Source organism: Pirellulaceae bacterium, from assembly GCA_029243025.1.
Lineage (GTDB): Bacteria > Planctomycetota > Planctomycetia > Pirellulales > Pirellulaceae.
Genome location: JAQWSU010000018.1, coordinates 357,299 through 378,871, shown reverse-complemented (window position 1 = coordinate 378,871; position 21,573 = coordinate 357,299). Strand labels below are relative to the sequence as shown.

Annotated in this window: 18 protein-coding genes; 10 read left to right on the top strand and 8 right to left on the bottom strand. The window is 52.9% G+C overall.

Annotated features, from left to right (window positions below):
• Positions 1-14: 14 nt before the first annotated feature.
• Positions 15-2,384, bottom strand: coding sequence for a hypothetical protein (locus tag P8N76_09080; protein MDG2381815.1), 2,370 nt, complete (start codon positions 2,382-2,384; stop codon positions 15-17).
• Positions 2,385-3,477: 1,093 nt separating this feature from the next.
• Between P8N76_09080 and P8N76_09075 the strand changes: the two genes are divergently transcribed.
• Positions 3,478-4,041 (top strand): hypothetical protein, encoded by a 564-nt coding sequence (locus P8N76_09075; GenBank protein ID MDG2381814.1) that lies wholly within the window; start codon positions 3,478-3,480, stop codon positions 4,039-4,041.
• A 202-nt stretch (positions 4,042-4,243) separates the two neighbouring features.
• Here the strand turns inward: P8N76_09075 and P8N76_09070 are convergent, their stop codons facing one another.
• Both P8N76_09070 and P8N76_09065 read right to left on the bottom strand, forming a co-directional pair.
• On the bottom strand, positions 4,244-5,602 hold the full coding sequence (locus P8N76_09070; GenBank protein ID MDG2381813.1) for a BBP7 family outer membrane beta-barrel protein: 1,359 nt from the start codon (positions 5,600-5,602) through the stop codon (positions 4,244-4,246).
• A 428-nt stretch (positions 5,603-6,030) separates the two neighbouring features.
• Positions 6,031-6,864, bottom strand: a complete 834-nt coding sequence (locus P8N76_09065) for an AAA family ATPase (GenBank protein MDG2381812.1) — start codon at positions 6,862-6,864, stop codon at positions 6,031-6,033.
• A gap of 211 nt (positions 6,865-7,075) precedes the next feature.
• Between P8N76_09065 and P8N76_09060 the strand changes: the two genes are divergently transcribed.
• Complete coding sequence (locus P8N76_09060; protein ID MDG2381811.1) at positions 7,076-7,984, top strand: rhomboid family intramembrane serine protease; 909 nt, start codon at positions 7,076-7,078, stop codon at positions 7,982-7,984.
• Here the strand turns inward: P8N76_09060 and P8N76_09055 are convergent.
• Entirely contained in the window at positions 7,968-8,501 is a 534-nt protein-coding gene (locus P8N76_09055) for a hypothetical protein (protein MDG2381810.1), read from the bottom strand. The two genes, P8N76_09060 and P8N76_09055, sit on opposite strands and share 17 nt — an antisense overlap.
• Before the next feature lie 188 nt (positions 8,502-8,689).
• Here P8N76_09055 and P8N76_09050 point away from each other — a divergent pair, with 188 nt between their 5' ends.
• From P8N76_09050 to dprA, 3 genes are all read left to right on the top strand, one after another.
• The gene (locus P8N76_09050) at positions 8,690-8,914 is read left to right on the top strand and encodes a hypothetical protein (protein ID MDG2381809.1); all 225 of its coding nucleotides are present in this window, start codon (positions 8,690-8,692) and stop codon (positions 8,912-8,914) included.
• Positions 8,915-9,125: 211 nt separating this feature from the next.
• Entirely contained in the window at positions 9,126-10,220 is a 1,095-nt protein-coding gene (gene aroB / locus P8N76_09045) for a 3-dehydroquinate synthase (GenBank protein ID MDG2381808.1), read from the top strand.
• Positions 10,221-10,289: 69 nt separating this feature from the next.
• Positions 10,290-11,384, top strand: a complete 1,095-nt coding sequence (gene dprA, locus P8N76_09040) for a DNA-processing protein DprA (protein MDG2381807.1) — start codon at positions 10,290-10,292, stop codon at positions 11,382-11,384.
• A 14-nt stretch (positions 11,385-11,398) separates the two neighbouring features.
• Here the strand turns inward: dprA and P8N76_09035 are convergent, their stop codons facing one another.
• The 3 genes from P8N76_09035 to P8N76_09025 are packed head-to-tail and all read right to left on the bottom strand — an operon-like array spanning position 11,399 to position 14,858.
• Complete coding sequence (locus P8N76_09035; protein ID MDG2381806.1) at positions 11,399-12,577, bottom strand: M48 family metallopeptidase; 1,179 nt, start codon at positions 12,575-12,577, stop codon at positions 11,399-11,401.
• A 9-nt stretch (positions 12,578-12,586) separates the two neighbouring features.
• Positions 12,587-13,264: a tRNA (adenine(22)-N(1))-methyltransferase TrmK gene (locus tag P8N76_09030; GenBank protein ID MDG2381805.1), complete on the bottom strand. Its 678-nt coding sequence runs from the start codon at positions 13,262-13,264 to the stop codon at positions 12,587-12,589.
• Entirely contained in the window at positions 13,245-14,858 is a 1,614-nt protein-coding gene (locus P8N76_09025; GenBank protein ID MDG2381804.1) for a permease, read from the bottom strand. Before P8N76_09025 ends, P8N76_09030 begins: the two co-directional genes overlap by 20 nt.
• Positions 14,859-15,111: 253 nt before the next feature.
• Between P8N76_09025 and P8N76_09020 the strand changes: the two genes are divergently transcribed.
• From P8N76_09020 to P8N76_09000, 5 genes are all read left to right on the top strand, one after another.
• Positions 15,112-15,708, top strand: coding sequence for an RNA polymerase sigma factor (locus tag P8N76_09020; GenBank protein MDG2381803.1), 597 nt, complete (start codon positions 15,112-15,114; stop codon positions 15,706-15,708).
• Positions 15,709-15,713: 5 nt separating this feature from the next.
• Complete coding sequence (locus P8N76_09015) at positions 15,714-16,721, top strand: hypothetical protein (GenBank protein MDG2381802.1); 1,008 nt, start codon at positions 15,714-15,716, stop codon at positions 16,719-16,721.
• Between the two features lie 94 nt (positions 16,722-16,815).
• Entirely contained in the window at positions 16,816-17,361 is a 546-nt protein-coding gene (locus P8N76_09010; protein MDG2381801.1) for a hypothetical protein, read from the top strand.
• Between the two features lie 212 nt (positions 17,362-17,573).
• Positions 17,574-18,410 carry a hypothetical protein gene (locus P8N76_09005; GenBank protein MDG2381800.1) on the top strand — a complete coding sequence of 279 codons (837 nt, stop codon included), beginning with the start codon at positions 17,574-17,576 and terminating at the stop codon, positions 18,408-18,410.
• Positions 18,411-18,686: 276 nt separating this feature from the next.
• Complete coding sequence (locus P8N76_09000; protein ID MDG2381799.1) at positions 18,687-20,090, top strand: hypothetical protein; 1,404 nt, start codon at positions 18,687-18,689, stop codon at positions 20,088-20,090.
• Between the two features lie 51 nt (positions 20,091-20,141).
• On the opposite strand, the gene P8N76_08995 is transcribed toward P8N76_09000, so the two are convergent.
• Complete coding sequence (locus P8N76_08995) at positions 20,142-21,398, bottom strand: DEAD/DEAH box helicase (GenBank protein MDG2381798.1); 1,257 nt, start codon at positions 21,396-21,398, stop codon at positions 20,142-20,144.
• Positions 21,399-21,573: the final 175 nt, after the last annotated feature.

Here is a 21,573-nt window from a genome sequence, read left to right as displayed (position 1 = left end):
ACCCACGGTAAGAGTTATTCGTCCGTTATTTCTCCATCCAGCAACAAGCTGATGGCGGGCGGATCGCGGTAAACAATTTGACCCTTGTTGAGTTTGTCTTTCCACTTGAAAACGTGGGTTTTTCGTGGTTTTTCCGCGTAGTGTGGCATGTACAGCGATGGGATTCCTGTGATCGCTTTGAGATTTTCATGGGCGACGATCCGGAAATCGCTGGAGGGATGATCCAGGTAGCTGACGAGCTTTTGATCACTTCCCGCTTTTAGTTGAACCGAATTGAAACCTGCCAGCAGGCGAAACAGATCGCGTCCTTCGGGACCGTGTTTGTCCTGCAACGCTTGCAGTAATTTTTGAGCCGACTCTGGGCTAACTGTCATCGACTGAGTCAATGCATTGTATTCATCTGTCCAGTAGGCCTTCATGCGATTGTCATTCATGGCGACCAGAAGCGAGTCGAAATCGCCGAGAAAGGCCAGGCTGCAGACGGCCAAGGAACGGACTTCGAGCCGTCGTGAATCTGCCTGTTCTTTCAAGGAAAGGCTGACCGGACGTTCGACGCCGACTTCGGGAAGAAGTGATCGAATCGCGGTTGGGTCACGGGGACTTGCATCGCTTCCGTCGATCCATGCCGGATAGGTCGACACATCATTCAGTTGCGACTGTCGATCGTCGACAATCGTCAAACGCTGCCCGGCGGCGACCGTTATCGGCTCGCTGTTGTTGATCTGCCAATCGACGGAACCACTTGTGGTGTAAATGTGCGTGACCGTATGTGCCAAATCTTGAATTACGTCAGATCCGGGTATCAATTGTCGTGATACTTCGATCGCAAAGGACGATTTGATATCCGCCAGCTTGGCGACTGCCGACTGCGACGTCCATTCGAAGTTGATCTTCGAGCCGACCTGAGAAAACGTTTCAATCGTAGCCCGCCCAAACTCAATGCCAATTCCGGGTGAGTCGTCAGCGTCTGGCTGCAATAGCTGTATTTTCGCAGGTCCGACAAGCGTGAGTTGCATACCAGTGGATAGCATCACTTGGGGGCGAAAGATCGGAAATGAAAGCAAATCTTCTTGTTGGCGAATCGAGTCCCGGGCAGGAATCCGATCCCACAGATTCGAGATCGGATTGAAACGCGCAAGCAGCTGATCTTCCGACAAAAACTTACCAACCTCGCGAGCTTCGTCCTGACTGGAGTTCGCGTTCACTGCAGTCGTTTCGTCTGAAGTGTCGGTCGCTGGTATCGACACGGCCAGGTCGTCCACACTCGGAGCCGAATTGCCAGGGCCCAAATCGATAATTCCAGCATTTTCGCGATTCGGCTGGATAGTTGTTAGTGCGTCGGGAGTGTCTGGAGTAGCCGTTGTTGTCGCTTCGAGTTCAGGAGCCTCCGTTGGGGCCTCGAAGGTACCCCGATTCAATGGGGCAGAGCGATCAGAACCAACAGCGCCGACCTCTGGTGCTTCGTTGATTGGCGAATTATCTGCGGGTATGTCGGTTTGAGGCGGAACCATTTCAGGCGACTCCGAAACGGTTGGGGGTTGGGCGGAAGTCGTGTTCGGACTCGCAGCTTGCTCCATTACTCCATCAGCCGGTTCCTCCCGAACCACATCGGTCTGCGTTGCCGGATCCGGAATGGTCACCTTCGGAATATCGATATTTTCAACGTTACTCGGTAAGGCAGCGACGTGTTCCCCTGGCAGCCAATTGGCAAGTGGATGTGATTGGTCTAACGGACCCATGCCTCGTAGACCAGCAAAAGCCAAGCAGAACGCGATCATGGCGACGATACCGACGGACTTCCACATCCCTCGTTCCCGCTTCCGTAAATAATCCGGTGCACTTGTCCAATGCTCATCTGAATCATAACCGGCTGTCTCGCTTGGTTGGATTTCGGCAATCGGTTCGATGTTCATCTCATCGACCGTTTCGACGATGCCAGCTATCGCCTGCATCTCCGTTGGCTCCATCGTCGCGACAGATTCCACATGTTCATCGCTCGAGTTTCGAGTGAGCTGATAGATCTGCTTTCGAAGTTGCGGTGTGATCTCCGCTGGCTCACCCAACACGATGGTCAGGATCTGGTGACATGCGGCTACCTCGCCCAATTGAACATCTGAGTCCAGGCAAGATCGTTCGAATTCGGGGACTGATTCCGGGGGAAGGGTATTGTCGAGATACTCAGAAACGGTGTTCGCATCGCCAGCTATCCCGTCGGCATTTAATGCTGGTGAGTCGAGTCGTGTTTGCCCAATGATCTGACGAATCCGATGAACCAATTGCGTGGCCATTTCACTTTCGTCGATCTTTTGCTGCAATTCGCGCGCATCCGATTCATCCAAGATATCATCTAGATAGGCGAGCAAAGTTCGGAGCGTCAAACGCATGGCCAATTACCTCAGATCTTGAAAAACTTGGTCGTCACCCAATATTCTGGCTGTTTAGGTCGGGACGATCGTGCTTACAACAGTCGCGAAGCGTGGATTTGTCGTGTAAATGCTTTTTTTCCGCAAGTCGGCTACGACAAACCACTTCTACTTATGTTAGTGACCGAGGAACTCTCTCCCCGTACAAGAATCTTTCAGATTTTCCAGAATCTTCTTGGCGATCGAATTGCGAGCACTGCTGTGCGTGCGACTCTATCAGCAGTAGCTCTCAACTCATTTTTCTAGCCTGATTGACGCGCCAGAGAAAAAGTTGCTCCAGAATCTGAATAAGCAGGGGCCACGACTCACGATAGTTATGAAATGTGTGAGATTCGACTCGCAGTTTTCAAGCCCGGGTCGTCTTCGGGACCTTCTTTGCAAAGGTTGCCAGCTATCAGCCGGGACCTGTAAACCCTTTTTTGCGTGTGTTGACTTCAATTCTTATGTTCACTTGCAGGGATCACGCTCCGGCCTGTGTAAGTTTCAAATGGTTGGCAGCAGAAAAAATATGTTACTTGTGAGCAAATAGAAAGCCTTTTTTTCAGTGACAAGCGGTCCGCAATCGAGTTAGTCGACAGTTGGTGGGACAGCTCGGAAAACAATGCGCGGAAAAACCTTAAGCATGTTTTACACGAGCTGTTCGTAATCATTCTTATCCAGCAAATGGATTTTCGCTGATTCATTATTTCAACGAACAGGTTGTGTGTATCGATTTTTCAACGCTCGACGGCCTCGGCTCATGCCGCCGAGGCAAATCTTTTTTTTCGGCTTGTGCCCCGACAGATTGATAGATCTCTTGACGTTGCAAGTCAATCAATTCTGCCAGATTCTAAGTTGTGATCAGGGTTGGAATAATCGGATTGATACATCGAGTTTATCGGATCGGTTGTTCCCTTGTTGTCGTTCGCCATTGCCTGATTAGAATTGGAGGTAGCACATTGCTGAAAAGCAACTTTGAACGCAGGCATAACCCTTGGGGTCGTGGCGTGCGATCGGTAAAATCTCGATTGCAACGGACCGATTTCCAGACTGCAGCAGGCGAGGACCGGTGAACGTGTCTGGTTATTCTCGAATTCGACGACAGCAACTCATGCAGGAGGCTGAGGGCTATTTGGATCTCATTATGGCGACCTCTGATCAGTCGCCATTGTGTTCCGTGCTGCGTTGTAAGTTGGCTCAGCGGGCGATTGATGCATTGGATCGGTTAGAGGCGAACGAATCCAATCACGGTCGTGCTTGTTACCTGCGCGGACAGGCCTACCGTTTTATGGAACGTTACGATCTTGCCATCGATGTGTTAGTTCGGTCCTCACAGTTTGATCCAAGTAACACGCACATTTATCTGGCGCTCGCTTGGTGTTTCAAGAGAATGGGGCGTCTGGATTTGGCGATTGAGTCGATGGAAGACGCTTTGGAAGTGGATACTTGCCAAGGGATAATTTACTACAATCTCGCCTGTTATTGGAGTTTGGCGAGCAACGTTGGGTTGACGTTGGCTCATCTGGCCAGGGCCTTTGATCTTGACCCCGACTATCGCAACCTTGTGTTTGATGAACCGGATTTTAACCCGGTTAGGAATCATCCAGAATTCCTGGCTCTGACAAGTGTCATTGTTTGAGATCTTCGCTCCGTCTGACTATCTTTCTTCAGACTTCTTTCTTCACTGAGTTGGGCATCTGAAGTTGTTGATCGGATTCGACCTTTGTTCTACGACATGGCGTCATGGAGGGTGCGGTGTAAAAGAACAAAGGCCTCCGTCTCGAATGAAACGAAAGCCTAGTCCAGTGAAACGAAGCGAGGTTTGCTTGTCTTCGACTGAATTACCAGTTGTATTCGATGCCCATGTGGGCGCCGTGTAGTAACAGGTAATCGCTCGAGTTGGTTGCTCGGTATCGTTCGGCGCTGCCAAACTCGCCTGCAAGTGGGATGTTGCTCGTCGAGCGGGCGACCCCGCAAGCAGCGACCGCACGGTATCCGCCCGTTAGTCGCCAGTTGTAGCACACATCGTAAGACACTCCGGCAAAAAGTTCCCCGACGAAAGCGGCCTCGTTGTCGGATACGTTGAAGCGATAGTCTTCTTCCGTAATTAAATTGGTCGCCCGTGTACCGTCGCCGCTTGTGAGAGCTTGTTTGTGAGTGATGTGATTTCCGAAAAGTCCGAATTTGCTTCCTCCATGGATAGCTAATTTGCGATAAATGTAATGGTCCATTCGACCGCCGACCTGGAATCCAAATAAGTGATTGTCGACGTCGATTTCATAGAAAAGTTCATTGGCCGGGTCGCTACCAAACGACTCGCCTGAGAAATTGGTGTCGAAACCAAATTCCTCGTTGAGTTGAAGGTATCGAAAACCGGCGATCAACTCAAAGTGTGTGCAACCCCCACGCCTGGAGGGGTTGCGAAGTAAATTAATTTCGATGTTGTGAGCTTCAAAGTTGCGCCGCAAGCGATGAACGAACGCCGGATTCTCCGGGGTTCCGTACCAGAAAGAAACGCTGTCACGGATTGACCCGCTGTTGTAAATCAAACCATCGAAATCAATCGCTGACGCCAAATCCAAGTTGTCACAGGTGCTGCATACTGAGAGCTCCTGTTGCTGTGGGAACACACCCCAATAACTGACTTCGACTCCGTAGCCGTTGTTGAGGTACTTGCCCAGTCGTGTTTCAAATCCCAGGCCCGATTTCATATCGGTCGAGTCGGTGGCGAGCGCGGCAGGATAGGGGTTCGCTCCGTCGTAACTCAGTTCCACGCCGTGGTCGTCGGTGAGGCTGAGTCCAAGGACGTAGACGCCACCGAACCAAGTAGATCCGCAAGCTGCTGAGGGCTGGCATAACCGATCGGCACAGCCAAATTCATCATGGTGGGTAGAGAATTGGACGGCGGTTTGAGGCCGGTTGTCGATTACGCCGGAACCGACCGAAGCGCCGGAACCGATGGATGAGTTGTTGGGCCCCGGTATTGTTTCCGCTGTCGAGGTGGGTTCAGCCTCGGGTGGGGGCGGCGGTGGAGTCGGTTGTTCTTGCCTGTTCGTCGGGAAAGTCAGTGCCGGATCATCGTTTGTATTGGTTTTTGCCAGCCAACCGTTCGCCGTTCCCCAAGGGGTTTGTGCTGGCAAAGTGCTGGTCAATCCGCAAACAGAAAATATGACACCCCAGTGGACGATTTTGCTCATCATGTGTCTCCTTACTTCGTAGATCGACGTTGTGCGCCGTCTTGTCAGTGGTGCTCACCACTGAAGGAGGACATAGAAGTGTCATGATGGTTTCCGTTCCTACGCTTGCAATTCCGTTGCAGGAGGACATCATCTAAATCCTGGTATCATTCCGCTTAATGACATCGTCTCGAGGAGCCCCGCGAACAGCACCAAACAGATTCCGAATCAGGAAAAGGGAAAGACTTGGCCCCTAGGAACCCGTACTCGTTACGCAATCCGAACACTGGTGAGGCGTTGTGCTGTTCGCGTCAAGTTCACCGGCTAGCCTTCAAGATGACCCATTCCGTGTGACTGCTAGGGTCCGACGGGAAGCTGCGAATTGGCGGAACCCTCTAGAATGATGCGGTGCACGAATAAACCGATCCTCGTCGGGGCTGACCCGGCAGGTTTCAACGGATGATCTGCGTGCCTGATCCATGATTCGGTACCACCGACTGAACCGGATTTAAAACCTCTTCTGCAAGACTTCGGTAATCTAACGCTCCATTTGAGTGCGGGGCGTATTCGAAGATCGTTTGACCAAAACTGGGAGCCTCGGCCAGCCGAATGTTCCGCCGAATCCGACTAGGGAAGATTTGCGCACCGTACCAGGGGCACTCCGGTTGTTGTACGGAGCTGAGGAATTGCTCGACGTCGCCGGTTACTTCTTGGGCAAGTCGAGTCGCCGATTCAAACATACAGAACACGACCCCCGTCAGTCGTAGCTCGCGATTTAATCGCCGAATGACGACTTCGATCGTCTCTAATAATTTGCTCAGGCCGTGTAATGCCAGAAAGTGAGGCTGGAGTGGAAGAAATACTTCGTGGACTGCGACCAAGGCATTCAAGGTCAACACACCCAAGGAGGGTGGGCAGTCGATGATTAAGAAATCGTACTCGCTCTCTTGCTGAAGCAACTTGTCACGCAGGATGACTTCTCGCCCGACTTCACCAGCGAGTTCGACTTCGGCTGCTGCCAAGTCGATGTGCGAAGGGATTAAGGACAAACCGGGATGAATCTCGCTCCGTACGTCATCTAAGGCTGCGTCGCCAATTAAGACGTCGTAAATCGAAGTGCCAGGACCGTGTGGGGTGATGCCCAGATGGAGCGACGCATGGGCTTGTGGATCGAGGTCCACAAGACAGACTCGCTGTCCCAAGGTGGCGAGACCGGCGCTTAAATTGACGGCCGTTGTCGTTTTACCGACTCCACCCTTCTGATTGATGATGGCGATCGATCGCATGCACGGAACTCCTTTTCCGTTTTCGGTTTCAGCATTTGCCCAGGAAAGGGCCGCTTGGAGTATACCCTGGTCAGCCGACGAAATCCTAGACGAGTGTTATCTGCCAGCACTGATCTGGGGTCGGTAAGAGTCCCAAGGTCGGTTTTTTAACGGCAGGGAATGCGGTACAAAGGGGAGACGCTCCCCCCCACATTCCACGAAGCGGCAAAAAATGCGACAAATCGGCTACCTCCACGACAAACGACACGCACAGGTTTTTCTTGATTACCTACTAACTCAAGGTATTTCTGCTCAAACTGATTCGGATGAGAGCGGCTGGGCAGTTTGGGTTCGCGATGAAAACGACGTGCAGGAGGCGAGAACGCGACTGGCCGAATTCGAGAAAAATCCTGCAGATTCTCACTATCAAACGGTGTCAAAAGAAGCCCAACGTATCCGAGATGCAGAACGCGATCGGCGTCGGGCTGCAGTTAAACAGACCGTTGACATGCGGCGTCAGTGGAGCAAGCCGATGGCACGTCGGGCTCCTTTGGTGATGACGCTGATTGGTCTTTCGATTGCGTTGTCCGTTTTTTCCAACTTTGGGTCGTTGAGAGACGGCACGATCATGCGGACGCTTGGTTTTACGGATGCGGTCAGCTTTCAGAAGAGCGGGGATGGACTTCAGCAGATTCTTCATGGACAGGCTTGGCGAACTGTCACTCCCGTCCTGTTGCATGGTTCCATCCTTCACCTGCTCTTCAACATGTATTGGCTCTACGTCTTGGGAACTCAGGTTGAGGCTCGGAAAGGCTCTTTAGCGTTCGGAGCCATCGTGTTGGCGATTGCCGTCATTTCAAACCTGGCTCAGTTTTTCATTGGTGGAAGCCCGAATTTTTTGGGCATGTCGGGCGTGGTTTACGGCATCTTGGGCTACATTTGGATCAAGCAGCAGTTTGAGCCTGGATCGGGTTTTCAGTTAAATCCGACGACCTTCGCATTTTTGATGTTTTGGTTGGTGCTCTGTTTCACGGGTATGATGGGTGCGGTTGCCAACTGGGCCCATTTGGGTGGATTGCTAGTCGGGATGGCGATCGCTTATTTTCCCGTTCTGTTTCCCCGTTCTAAGGCGCGGGCCTAGCAACAGATGGCGTAGCCAATTCAGCCCATTGTTCGTCCAGGAATGTACGAAGACCGGCAGTCACATGGGGTGCGAGGTTAGCTTGGTTCCCGTGTTCCACGTTGCGGATGACGCCTTGCTTGAGATCGAACGCGAATGTTTGTTGGAGCGGTCCCGATCCAAATCGGATCGCTTCGGTCCAAACCGGTTGGGCGGGGGGGACCGTATCCCACTTGTAGCTGGCGTCGCTGATTAAGGCTTGTCGAGCATGAACAATCCCGCGGGCTTTGCCAATATCAACTTGATCACCCACGCCCCACAGCTCGCCTGCGATGGAAATCTGTTCATTGCTTTCGATTCCCGGTTGGCTGAGCCGCATCAGCTGGCATTCGGGCGCCATGCGGATTTGGAAGGCCATTTCGGCGTCCCAAAGTTCAAGAACGCGAACACCCTGCTGGTATTGGTGCCACCAGGCCACGATACCTGCGGTTAGTCCGGCGGTAAGCATGATCAAAATCAGCAATTTGCCGCGATTCATCGTTCTCTTGAGACTCCCATGTTTTCCGTCGACCCAACCGTTTGTATACTTACCCGATCCTAGGCCGTCGCGCTGTTTCCGGCTAGTGTACCCGGCCGTTTTCGGCGAGTGCACCCGGTATTGTCCAGTGGCAACTGCCATCAAAGTCGCAGAGTGGTTTTGGACTGATTTAAGTTTGGAGTAAAACGATGCCAGACAAGTTTGATCCTTATCGTGAAGCACTGGTCATCGAGACGACGACGATCTGGCCCGAGGAATACTCCGGGATGGATACGAATTCGAAACGGCAAATCGAGCAAGCCTTGCACGATGCCCCGGAGAATGTATCGATCCTGACCTACCAACGGCTTCATTCCGGTTTTTCCCGCGAGATCACGGTGACTGAGGAAGATGTTGACCGTGTGACGGGTTAAGGAGGTCGGCCTGATGATTCTCCAGCGTTGACTTTTGCCGATGCGGTGAGTCAAGCCCCCGACCTCGTTTAGGTCGAGGGGGGCAAGTCAATGTCTTGAGGAAACGATGCCGGCCTGAAGGGTTAACAAGCGGCTAAAGTTTGTTACCCGATTGATTTGCGGCATCGGGAACAGATATAAGTGTCGAGAATCAAACCGTGGAGGCAGTGCGTTGAACGACTCCGTTGCGACCGTGCACGTCAACTTGGATGACCGCCGATATGACATTGATATTGGAACCGGTATCCTGCCACAGATTGGTAGGGAAATTCTTCAACGATGTGAATTGACGCATGCGGTCGTGATTGCCGACGAGCAGGTGGCTGCTCATTCGACGGTTGTGCGGCAGAGTCTCGACGAAGCCGGTTTGCGCACCTCCTTATGCACGGTTCCATCGGGGGAACAATCGAAGTCAGTTTCTCATGCAGAGCGTTTGTGGGACCAACTGCTCGCCGAAGCAACGGATCGTAAGTCGGCGGTTTTTGCCGTCGGAGGTGGCGTGGTTGGAGACTTGGCCGGATTTATTGCCGCCACTTTTACACGGGGCGTGCGATTCTGCCAAATACCGACGACACTCCTCTCGCAAGTTGACAGCAGTGTGGGCGGCAAAGTCGGTGTGAATTTAACCGGCGCTAAGAACATGGTGGGTGCTTTTTGGCAACCGCAATACGTTCTGATTGATACCCAGGTGTTGTCGACCTTGCCGGATCGTGAGTTTCGCAGCGGCTTAGCCGAAGTGGTCAAATATGGAGTCATCCTGGATGCCGACTTCTTTGCCTACTTGGAAAAAAATGTCGACGGTCTGATGCAACGAGATCCGAATGTGCTGCGACAAGTGATCTCTCGCTCCTGTCGGTTGAAGGCCGATATTGTTGAGGCGGACGAGCGAGAGACTTTGGGGCTACGCGCAGTCTTGAATTATGGTCACACCTTCGCGCACGCGTTGGAGGCCGTTTCGGGTTACGGTCAATTGTTACACGGCGAAGCTGTTTCGATTGGTATGATCTGTGCCTCTCAGCTTGCTGGACGATTGGGGAAAATCGATCCTTCCATCACCGCGCGTCAGATCGCGTTGCTCGAATCACTCAACCTTCCGGTTAAACTACCTGATCTCGACGAAGACACGCTGGTCGCTGCGATGCAAAGCGACAAAAAGGTTGAGCATGGAAAGTTGAGGTTTGTGTTGCCTACACGAATCGGGCATGTCGAGCTGGTTCCCGATTTGCCGATCGAGGAAGTCAAACGAGCGATGAATGACTGTCGCTAGGCGGTTGCCAATCTGAACAATCATGCCTTTAATCCTGACTTGGACCCTACGCACGAACGGCTTGCGACGTTGGCGTTGCATTTAACCCACGGAGTCGGACCTCGCGTTTATCAGGCATTGCTGAATGAATTTGGTGACTCGACAAGGGTTCTTGCCGCGCCTCTGCAGCGATTGAAATCCGTGCCCGGTGTTGGCTCAACCGTTGCTCGGAAGATCGTTGCCACGACGGTCGATACTCGGGCGGAGCGAGAATGGTTGGAATGTTCTCAGGCTCAAATTCAAATCTTGGATGGCAGTCGAGTTGACTATCCCTATCTGCTGACCGAAACGCCTGATCCCCCACCGGTCCTGTTTGTGCGAGGACAATTGTTGCCCGCTGATCGTGTTTCCATCGCGATTGTTGGGACTCGCAGGGCTTCCTATTACGGGATTCAACAGGCCGAGTCGCTGGCCGTTGGATTGGCACACGCGGGTGTCACCGTGGTGAGCGGTTTGGCGAGGGGGATCGATGCGGCTGCTCATCGTGGAGCTTTGCAAGCGGGGGGTCGAACGATCGGTGTGCTTGCGAGTGGGCTCGGTGAAATCTATCCCCCGGAACACGATAACCTGGCCGATCAAATCAGTGCACAAGGCGCCTTGGTGACGGAGTCGCCGTTACGAACTCGTCCGAAACGGGGGCAGTTTCCCCGTCGAAATCGCATCATTTCGGGCGTGTCGCTTGGCGTAGTTGTCGTTGAAGCGTCTGGCCGTTCCGGTGCACTGATCACGGTGAAGCATGCCGTTGAGCAGAATCGTGAAGTGTTTGCGGTGCCCGGGCGTGTCGACCAGGAGTATTCCCGAGGTTGCCACCGTCTGATTCGAGATGGAGCCAAACTGGTGGAATCGGTCGACGATGTGCTGGAGGAATTGGACCCGTTGTCGACGACCAGCACTTGTTCGCCCGTTTTAGTTTCCGAACCATCTGCGGAAATAGGGCTCAGCGATTTGGAACGAACCGTGCTCCAATCGGTCGGGCAGGATCCATTGAGTGTCGATCAGCTGATCGAGTCTTGCCAAAGGGCTCAGCCGCATCTTTCTGTGTCGAGTGTGTTATCCGCTTTGAGCATTCTTGAGATGCGTCGGTTGATCGATCGATTGAGTGGTAGCGTTGTTGTTCGTCGTTAGGCACGCTTGCCTCATCAAATCCGGTCGGCGAGCGCTAATCGATCTTTGATGGGCGGATGGCTGTGGAAAAGGAACACCTCGAGGGGATGAGGATCTGGGTCTGCTTTGTTTAAGCGGGCCAGTTTTGTGAAGGCGGATCGATAGGCATCGTGAAGACCGGTCTTGGTCAGTGCGTAAGTGTCGGATTGGACCTCGAAATGTCGACTGACGAGATTTTGAATGGGTTCAACCAACATGGAAAAAACTGTGATTACCAGTGTCAGGAACGGCAGTGTGTAAACTGGCAGTTGTGCGTAGTCAACGGTGCCGTCAACGGTGCCAACCCACCAGGCGAGCATGCGGTCGCAGAGAAAGAATCCTGCCGTGCTATAGATCAGTCCGGTGATGATCATCTTTCGGAGGTGGCGATGGACGTGATGGCCAATTTCGTGGGCGAAGATGACTTCGATTTCATCTGCGGAGAATCCTTCCAGCAGTGTGTCACCCATGATCACACGACGCGTATTGCCTAGGCCGGCGAGCATCGCATTGGCCTTAACGGTCTCGTCGCTCATCTTCATTCGGTAGACACCTTCGATCGACAATCCGGTGCCTTTCGAAAGTTTTGCCATGCGCTGTTTGAGTGTCTCGTCGTCCAGCCGTTCGATCTTATAGAAGAGAGGCAGGATGAGCACTGGGGCCAGCTGACCCATCACGATACTCAGCACAAAATATCCCGCGGCTGCAACGATCCACCAGATAGGGCCCGTCAACCAAATCATCCAAAAAAGCCCTTGGGTCAACAGCAGACCGAACACCAGGGTCAGGCCATTGCGTTTCAGATATCTCCAAAACCAGGCTTTTAGCGTTTGACGGCTCATTTGAAACTGATGTTCAAGCACGTGTCCGGAGTAGAAGGACAAAGGGAACGAAACCAAGATATGGATGCCGGTAACAATCAAATACATGACAGCCAGCCGCGCGGTGAGGGTGGCGAGCGCCGGAAAGGATTGAAGCCATGTATCGATTGGGCGGGCGAACATGAAGGTCATGATTGCCAGATAGGCGAGATCTAGGCCACGGTCGCCCAGGTCGCAGGCCAATTCAAGCTGGTTGTATTGTTTGGCTTCTGCGAGTTGTGCGTCAGTCAGCGGTTGTTGCTCGCCGTCTGTTTGATGGGTTGTATTCGTCAACCGAGCCGATTCATCACTCATCGATGGCTTTCATGCTTGTTTGTTGAGAGGTTGGGGTCTGCCGATCCAAGTCCAATGTCGATCGCTGGTCGGCTGTACGGAGTCTGCTGGAAAACCTAAATCTTTGATCAGGGCACGGATTTCGTTGAGGGAAAGGGCGGCGTGGAGTGAATCGTGAAACATTTGGCGGCCAAATTCCGACTCACTTCCTGCATACAATTCCACTAACCCCTCCAACTGTTCCTCATTGTCAGGTCGCATCAGGTCTCGAAAGAATAATAGCCCATCCTCCGCAGTGACCCTGACGGCATCCCGTATTACGGGCTGCGGATCCGGAATATGGTGCACAATGCTGTTCGACATCACCAGCTGAAAGCGATTGTCCCCATACGGCAACTGTTTGGCATCGATGTGGTCTAACAGGATTCGATCGGTCAGATTGGCCAATTCCAGGTTGATTTTCGCTGTGTCTAGCATGTTGATCGACAAATCGACAGCCACAACACGAGCCGTTTCACTCCGCTGGCAAAGTTCGATGGGGATACGAGCCGAACCGGTTCCCAGATCGAGCGTCTCGCCTGCGGGCAGGCCTGCTGCTAAAAGATCGTTGACGAAAAGACGATTCACGGAAGCATGGTCCATTTGGTCGTAGACCAACGCTTCTTCGGACGAGTCCATGACTTCAGATTCAAGTGTGCGCTTCAGCATGATTTGTTGAGTCCGCCTCAGCATTGGGAGGTGTAAACGCCTTTGTGTAGTAATGAAGCCCCAGCAGGATGAGCGCTGCCAGGAGATAACCCGTTACGTAACGTATGACGAGCTCGAATGGATGTGAATCGAGTTGCCAAGGGAGATACATGGGACTTCCTGCCAAGGGGGAATGAATGACCCCAAATAAGGCACAGATTGCCGTGATCAATAGAAAGATTGCGGTGGTCCTGAGGCGGCGATCAATAATTGCGGCCAAGGTGGATGCCCATAGCAGGCTCGTCACAATGTATCCGTTTGAGAGAATCCTCAGCGTCTGGATTTCTTCCCCGAGTGCGGGAGATAGTTGGATGTTGTTTTCCCCGATCACTTTATCAGCGTAAATTAATGCAAGGTACGCCAGAGCAGGAATGCAAGCCAAGGCTACGGCCGGATAGTGACGCTTTGGTGTTGCTTGGAAGCTTTGCGACGTGATTTCCAGTCCGATGAAAACTAGAATGGGAAAGACTGCGGCTTTTGGAATGATCACATACAGGTAGGCAAAGAATCCGAAAACCCCTGCGCTTCCAATGAATAAGGCGGTTGCCAACGTGTAGGCAGCTCGACCTCCCATTGCTTTGTAGGCGGGATGACCGATGTACGGTGTGGTCTGAATTACCCCGCCGCAAAGGCTGGCTACCAGGGTCGCAATCCCTTCACCTGCCACGATAAGCCGAGTGTCGTACTCATCGCCGACCGCCGCCGCACTCTCGGTGCAGTCGATTCCGCCGACCACCGTAGCGAGGGCAAAAGGCAAAATTACCGGCAAGTAACGCATCGTTTCGCCAAACGCGTCGAGCCATTCAAAATGGAAGACGGTTGTCCAACCGGTGGGCATGAGCGCTTCGTGAGGGGCAATCAAGGGAGCCTGGGAATCAAGCCAGCCCATCCAGTTCATGATGTGGAACATCGTCCCAGCCACAATCAGGGCGACCAGTGTACCTGGGAGGTTCCCCGGCATCCGAATTCGACCGATCAATGAGGTGAGGACGATTGACAGAGCGATCAAACCGATGATCGGCGTATGCAGGATTTCGACCAGCGGTAGAAAGCTGATCAGCACCAGCGCGATCGCGGCCAGGGAGCCAAGCAGACCGGCTCTCGGAATGAGACGGCGAATCCAATTGCTGCCAAAAGCACAAGCAGATTTGAACACCCCGCTGAGGAAAATTGCACAAATGCCGATATGCCAAGTGTGTAGGGCAGCCTGGTCCACGGACATCGTGGTTTTTGCGACGGTGAAGGCGGGCCCCAAGACGAAAAACACCATGCCGAAGGTACTGGGGGTATCCAGACCTAAAGGCATCGCAGTTACCGTGTTAGAGCCTGTGGATCGAGCCAGCCGAAAAGCCAGCCAAAAGAAGAGTAAATCCCCTACGAGGACGCCAATGGCAGTCCCGGGTACCATATATTGCAAGGCGAATTGTGTAGGAAATTCAAATAATACCGCTAGCAGACTTACCGCGAGCAATAAACCGGCAACGTTATCTAACATCAAGCCAAAAAAGGCGTTAACGTCGCCAGCACGTGCCCATTGATACTTTTTAGCTGTCACTCGTGAACCGTTCGGCACGGGGTTTGCTTTTGAAGAGACCCGACGAGTTTATTACTGCCGCAATTGGCTGTCAATTCTCAACCGACGTTCGTCCCCCGTTCAGCAGACTGATTAAAATCACCTAAAGTTGCCTGTAACGAGTGACTCTCATCGGTTGCGATTGTCAGAGTGGCTTTTTTCCGAACTCTTTTAGGTGGGGTTCGTAAGAACTATGACAACAGCAATCCCAAAACGAAAATTAAGTAAACAAAACGTGACTGAACAAACGGGTGAGCAACTCTTGCTGCGATACCGGGAGACCGGTGACCGTGAAGCGTTTGCGCGAATTGTTCAGATGTACGAGCATGAATTGTACAACTATCTGCATCGGTACATGGGAAGTGCCGAAATGGCAGAGGACGCATTCCAGGCAACCTTTCTTCAAGTGCACCTGAAATGCGAGCAGTTTGATCGGGGGCGTCGGTTACGCCCTTGGTTGTACGCGATCGCGACGAATCAAGCCATCGATGCACAGCGCCGGAACAAGCGACATCGGATGGCCAGTCTCGATCAGACGAACACGAAACACGACGACGAACTGGGTAAGCTGATGGACCTGCTTGTCAGTGCCGAGCCTGATCCGGTCGACGTGGTGGATGCGGGGGACAACCAGCAATGGGTGCGGGACGAGATTTCCACGCTTCCGGACCACTTGCGATCGGTTGTTGGATTGGTCTATTTCCAAGGAATGAAGTACCGTGAGGCGGCCGAGGCCTTGGCAATTCCGGTAGGCACTGTAAAGAGTCGGTTGCATGCCGCTGTGTTGAAGTTGAACCAAGCCTGGCACGCCAGCCATGTGCAAAGAAACTAAAGATTATGCGTGATGATCTAGTCGGATTTCTGGTCGGTGCGCTTGACGCATCGGAACACGACGAGCTTGCACAAAAGCTCGATAAAGATCAACAGCTACAGCAGGAACTGAAGCTGGTAGAGCGGGGGCTTGAGCCACTACGGTGGGATTCGGCTCAGGTCGAACCACCTCAAGGGCTTGCTTGTCGCACTTGTGAAATGATCGACCAACATGCGGTCGCTCAGCCGCTTGACCGTGCTCGCGGTTCGGCAATGAGTTCGGCCTCGGGGCGTGAGTCCTCTGGCCGACGTCGCCGTTGGACGGTCGCAGATTTTGTGGTGGCGGCAGGGGTCTGTGTGGCAGCAGCTTGTCTGTTTTTTCCCGCGATAATTAATAGCCGCTATCATCATCAGCTGAATATGTGTCAGATGAAGATGCGGGATATTGGGCTCGCGCTCACCGATTACAGCATGAAAGATCGGCGAGGGATGTTCCCGGCTGTTCCGGCGAAGGGAAACTTGGCAGTGGCCGGCATGTACGCCCCCACCCTGTTAGAGAACGGGTTTGTGAAGGATCCCAATGTTTTTTATTGCCCGGCCAAAAGTAACACGATCGTGTTGAAAATCCCAACGGTGGCTGACATTCGATCCTTGTCAGCTGAGGCACCTGAACTCGAGGTCATTCAGGGTGACATGGGAGGGGACTACGCCTATACGCTTGGCTTCTTTGAAAATGGCAAGTTACGGGGCGTCCGGAACCAAGGTCGTGAGTTCTATCCGGTTTTGGCCGATGAGCCACGTGAGCATTTGTCAGATTCGGTGGTGACTAGCCATGGGGTTGGCCAAAATCTATTCTTCGAAGACGGAAGAGTTGCCTTTCGAACGACCCGGCTAAGACCGAACAGTGACAAAGATGACCTGTTTAAGAACGACAACGATGCTTGGTATGGGGCCGGTGTCCATGCGGACGATGCTGTTTTGGCTCCCAGTGCGATCAAGCCAACTTTAGTTGGCTATCCCGCGCCATCTCGTTAGACCAATCGGTCGGATTGACACAGCTGAAGACATTCGATAATCCTGATACTGTAAGTTCGGGCGTTTCTTGTTTCTCGCTTTATGGATCGATGGTATGTCACGCATTTCCTGCCTGTTTTTGTTGTTCTTGTTCTTCTCTGTTGGTTGTCAGCAACCCGTAGACCCAGCGATTACTGCTCAACGAGAAAAGTATCTGTTATCGGAGGAGCCAACGGGAGCTGTTGGCGTCTTGGAGGCTAGAGGACTTGTTACCGAGCAGGTGACAGCAGGGGGGGAAGGGAGCCCGGCCCTCAAGCCGGTCGTGTTGCTGGGTCGAATCGGCTCAGGGCCAGATTCAACGTGGGATCCGGGTGTCGCCAAGTTTGTGATTCGAGATCCAGCGGCGGAAATGGAAGAACATGACCATGGTCCTGGACACGATCCGGACAATTGCCCTTTCTGTAAGGCCAAAAAAGAAAAGTCACCCGATATGACCGCCCTGGTGCAGGTCGTCGATTCGGAGGGGCAGGTTGTTGAGATTGACGCTCGAAAGCTACTTTCAGTCGATCTCAATCAATTGGTTGTCGTTCGTGGGCAAGCCCAGATTGACTCGCTGGGAAATCTGATTGTGTCGGCCGACGGTATTTATGTCCGGCAATAGTCGATGCGAATTGTGGTCGTAACGGGTCGTTGATGTGTTTTTTTTGCATCAATCGACGATCTTCGCTCCGTGCGTCCCTGCCGTATGTAACTCTCAAGCTCCCAATCACTTCGGGGGTAATAGCCGCTCGTATCAACCGTGCTCGTCGCGTCTGGCATCGCAGTTGCAGTTTTGCTGGTCTGGTCTTTCTTACCTCAGCGAGCTGCCTCTCTATGTTCCTTCAACAACTGGTTCATCTTCCGGTCTTGCTGGCCTGTTCGTCCAGTCGCCTGCTGCGGGCCCTGGATGTCATTCCGGATCCACTCTTGCATGAATATTGGCTCGCAGCACGAAAACTCACGTTTCGCTGGTGCTGTCAGTTGCGAGCCTTCCGAGAGGCTTTGATCGACGCGCAGGGGATCGATCGCGAGAGAATCTGGCATGATTCCAAGTTTGTTTTGCGAGAGGTGTTAATTCACGATCTCACTACCCGCTTATCTTCAGCGATCTTGGAAGGTCTTGACGCACAGTCAGGCACGGAAGCTCATTGCTGTGTTGCTCAAAGCGTTTTTTGCGGTCAATTGGACGCCCGTCACCGGACTTTGAATTTGATGGTTTCTGCTGAAGGGATGCAATTGCCAGATTTGCACTGTCTGAACGAGGACCGCCGTCAACTGGAGCGGTGGTCGGATTCGCTCTTGTCGTTACTGCCCAGTTCCTGTCCGAAGCGAGCTTATTACTCGCACGCGGTTTCCGAGGAGCAATCCACTTTGGTGACAGGTTTTGCACCGTGCGAATCTCGTTCGATGATCACGACCAGTTTGATATCTTCGATTTCTGCGATTCGCTTTCAACGCACGCGAAACGAGCCCCTTCACCAACGTTTGAGTGATGCTTTGCTCACGGCGCTTGGTTCGGCCTTATTTGATGGCAGCAGCCTACCAGTAGGCGTTTTTCAGTCGATTCTCAACCGTCCTCCCATGGATGGGCAGCTGAAAATCGAGCAATGGTTGCCGCCCGGAAGCCAAGTGCCGGGGGCTGGTAGTTTTGGGGTCTTGGGGAGATTTTGAGGTCTTCTGCCGGACTCTTCGGCCATTCTGCACCATATTTTCCTAGTCCGGTTGACCGCAAGTTGTAGTTCTTACAGTAGTTTATCGGCTTTGGTGTCTCGGACTCGCTTGATGAAATGCGGGCATTTCCTATATCCTTATCGGGTGTGGACGTATGCCAGGGGCCGCGTTTCGCGGTTGACGTTCTTTGCAGGTTGCGTGGACACTCGCGTCACACGGCATTCCAGATTTGAGTTGAGGTCGGAGTCTCGATAGAGATGCCGTTGTTTGCGGACCATGAATGAGATTCTTTACCACTACAATCGACCTGAGCCGGCGACTTGGTTTTACTTGTCGTCTCTATTGATGATCGGACTGTTCTTTAAGTTTGGCCGATTTTGGAGCGTGCGAAATCTCGATCTGATCTTGTTGATTCTTTTAGCTCCAGGCCTGTTGTTCATCCATTACGGCAAACAACTGGAATCTGATCAGGCGGTGGTGACTCCATCCGTGACAAAAACCAGTCCGGATGAGCCGGAGCCTACCTCGGTCGCCGAGGCAACCGAGGTATCGACCGACGTCGAGCCGACGACGGAGATTGCATCGATTTTATCGACGGGCATGAAGGCCCAACGGTTCGGCTTTCTGTGGCTGTTTTGCACGAGTGTCCTTTGGCTCGCGAGGCTCCTTGCCGATCCCACCATGGTTCGACGGCCTCTTTTGGAGCCGAATCTTTCGGCGGGCGGACTCACCTTCATTGGTTGCTCCCTGTTCGTCTTCCTGATGGCCAATGTTCTCACTCGCACGGCGGCTGAGCCAGCGGCGATCCACGCAGCTTCGATGGTCAGCGAGCAAACATCTGACCTTTCGGATGAGACTCCTCGCGAACCGCGTGAGGGTCCTGGATATGCCCTGATGGATAAATTGACGATCAACACGCAAAAAGCTTTGGCGATTGTCGCTCACCTGCTCATCGTGCTAGGGATGGTGCTGATTGGCTACTGGCATTTCGACAATATTATCATGGGTGTTGGTGCGGCGACGCTCTATTTGATGTTGCCGTACACATCTCTCATGACGAATGAGGTCAAGCATGTCTTGCCAGCGGCGAGCTTGGTCTGGGCCGTTCTCTGGTATCGGAAACCGATGATTGCTGGTCTGTTTTTGGGCCTGGCGGGTGGCATGACCTACTATCCGCTGTTTTTGCTGCCTTTGTGGTTAAGTTTTTATTGGCCCCGAGGCCTGCTCCGATTCGTGACGGGGGTGGTATCGATCTTAGTCATACTGGCATTTGTGCTCGTTTCTTCCGATTCTGTCGTGGGCAACCTGCGGTTGATGTTCGGCATTCTTCCACCCGCAATGGACGGGCTTGGCGGTTTGTGGGATGAAACGATCGGAGGTTGGAGTGGCTATTGGCGGATCCCTGTCCTGACAGCCTTTGTTGCCTTGGCAGCCAGTATGGCCCTCTGGCCCGCACAGAAGAATTTGGGCACGCTTTTGAGTTGTTCGGCGGCTGTGATGGTTGCTACGCAAACATGGCACGGCTTTGGCGGCGGAACCTACATGGCCTGGTATTTGCCGATGGTTTTGCTGACGATCTTTCGACCCAATCTCGAAGATCGGGTGGCGTTGACCGTGTTAGCGGAAGGTTGGCTGCCTCGCCGAATCTCATCTTCCTTACCAACTGATAAGGCGGCTTGATCAGTCCACCTTGCGTTTCATTCATGACCCCGATGCGGTAAATCGCTTTGATTACAGTCGGCGGCGATGTTGACGTTGGCCTGATCGGCGTCCCAGCAAAGAGGGGACAGCCCGTTTGCTATCATCCTCCGGCTTCGGCTCTTGAATGACAACCGGTTTGGTGAGCACAAATCCGTCCATGTCACCTCGAATCAGCAGGCGGTCAATTCGCTGTTCGATTCGTGTTAATTCTCCGCCTTCTTCCGGCGTAACGAAGGTAAATGCCACTCCCTCGCGACCCATACGGCCTGTTCGGCCGACGCGGTGAACGTAATCATCCGAAAAAGCTGGGATGTCGAAGTTGACGATGTGAGAGACACCCGACACATCGATCCCACGTCCCATCACGTCCGTTGCGACCATGTAGCGAATTTTTTCTTCGCGGAATTTTGCCATCACACGGTTGCGTTCTCGCTGCTGCATGTCGCCATGCATGCAGCCAATGTCTTTGTCCTTCAGTTTGCGTACAAGCTTGTCATAGATCTTCTGGACGCCTCGCTTCGTCCGGCAGAAGACGATCGACTGCTTGGGTTGCTCTCGCTCTAGCAAGCGTACGAGCAGGTCGAATTTGCGATCATGATCGACGGTGAAATAGTGCTGCTCGATGGTATCAACGGTTACATCATTGGATGAAAAGTTGAGCTTCTTCGGCTCGTGCATGTACTTGTTAGATAAACGCTCAACCGGTGGGGGAACCGTTGCACTCAGCAGCAGCGTTTGACGCTCTTTGGGGCAGCGCCGAAGAATCTTTTCCATATCGGGGCGAAATCCGACATCCAGCATCCGATCGGCTTCATCGAGGACGACGCAGTCGATATCGCTGAGATTGAGCGTATTTCGCGACATATGATCAAGCACGCGACCTGGCGTACCGACAACCACTTCGACGCCCCGTTTGAGCTTAGTGATTTGACCTCGAATGGGTGTTCCACCGTAGAGTGCCGCACAGTTAATGCGCATCTCGATTGAAAGCTTTTCCACTTCTTCTTTGACTTGGACGGCAAGTTCTCGCGTGGGAACGAGAATCAATGCTTGCGGATTCTTGTGATTTGCGCTCAGGTCGAGCAATTCGAGAATGGGTATCACAAAGGCTGCTGTCTTTCCTGTCCCGGTGCGAGCCTGTCCGACGACGTCGACCTCCTCGAGAGCCAGCGGAATCAGTCCTGCCTGGATCGGTGTGGGCTCTTCGTACGTGGCCGCCTTGAGTGCTGCCAGCATTTCATCTGACAGATCGAGGTCAAAAAACGTCTTTGGTTGGTCTTTCTCCATGCCTAGATGTTTCATTTCTTGAGCGATCGAGGCCGAGGCAGGCCTTGAGGGGAGCGGATCCGTAGGTTGATACGGGAATCGGCGGTGGTCTTAGCCTCGCTGCATTTTCGCTAAATTGATGGATCTGTCGGGAATCGTCTCGACGGATTCAGCCGGCTTTTCGTGGGGATTCGAG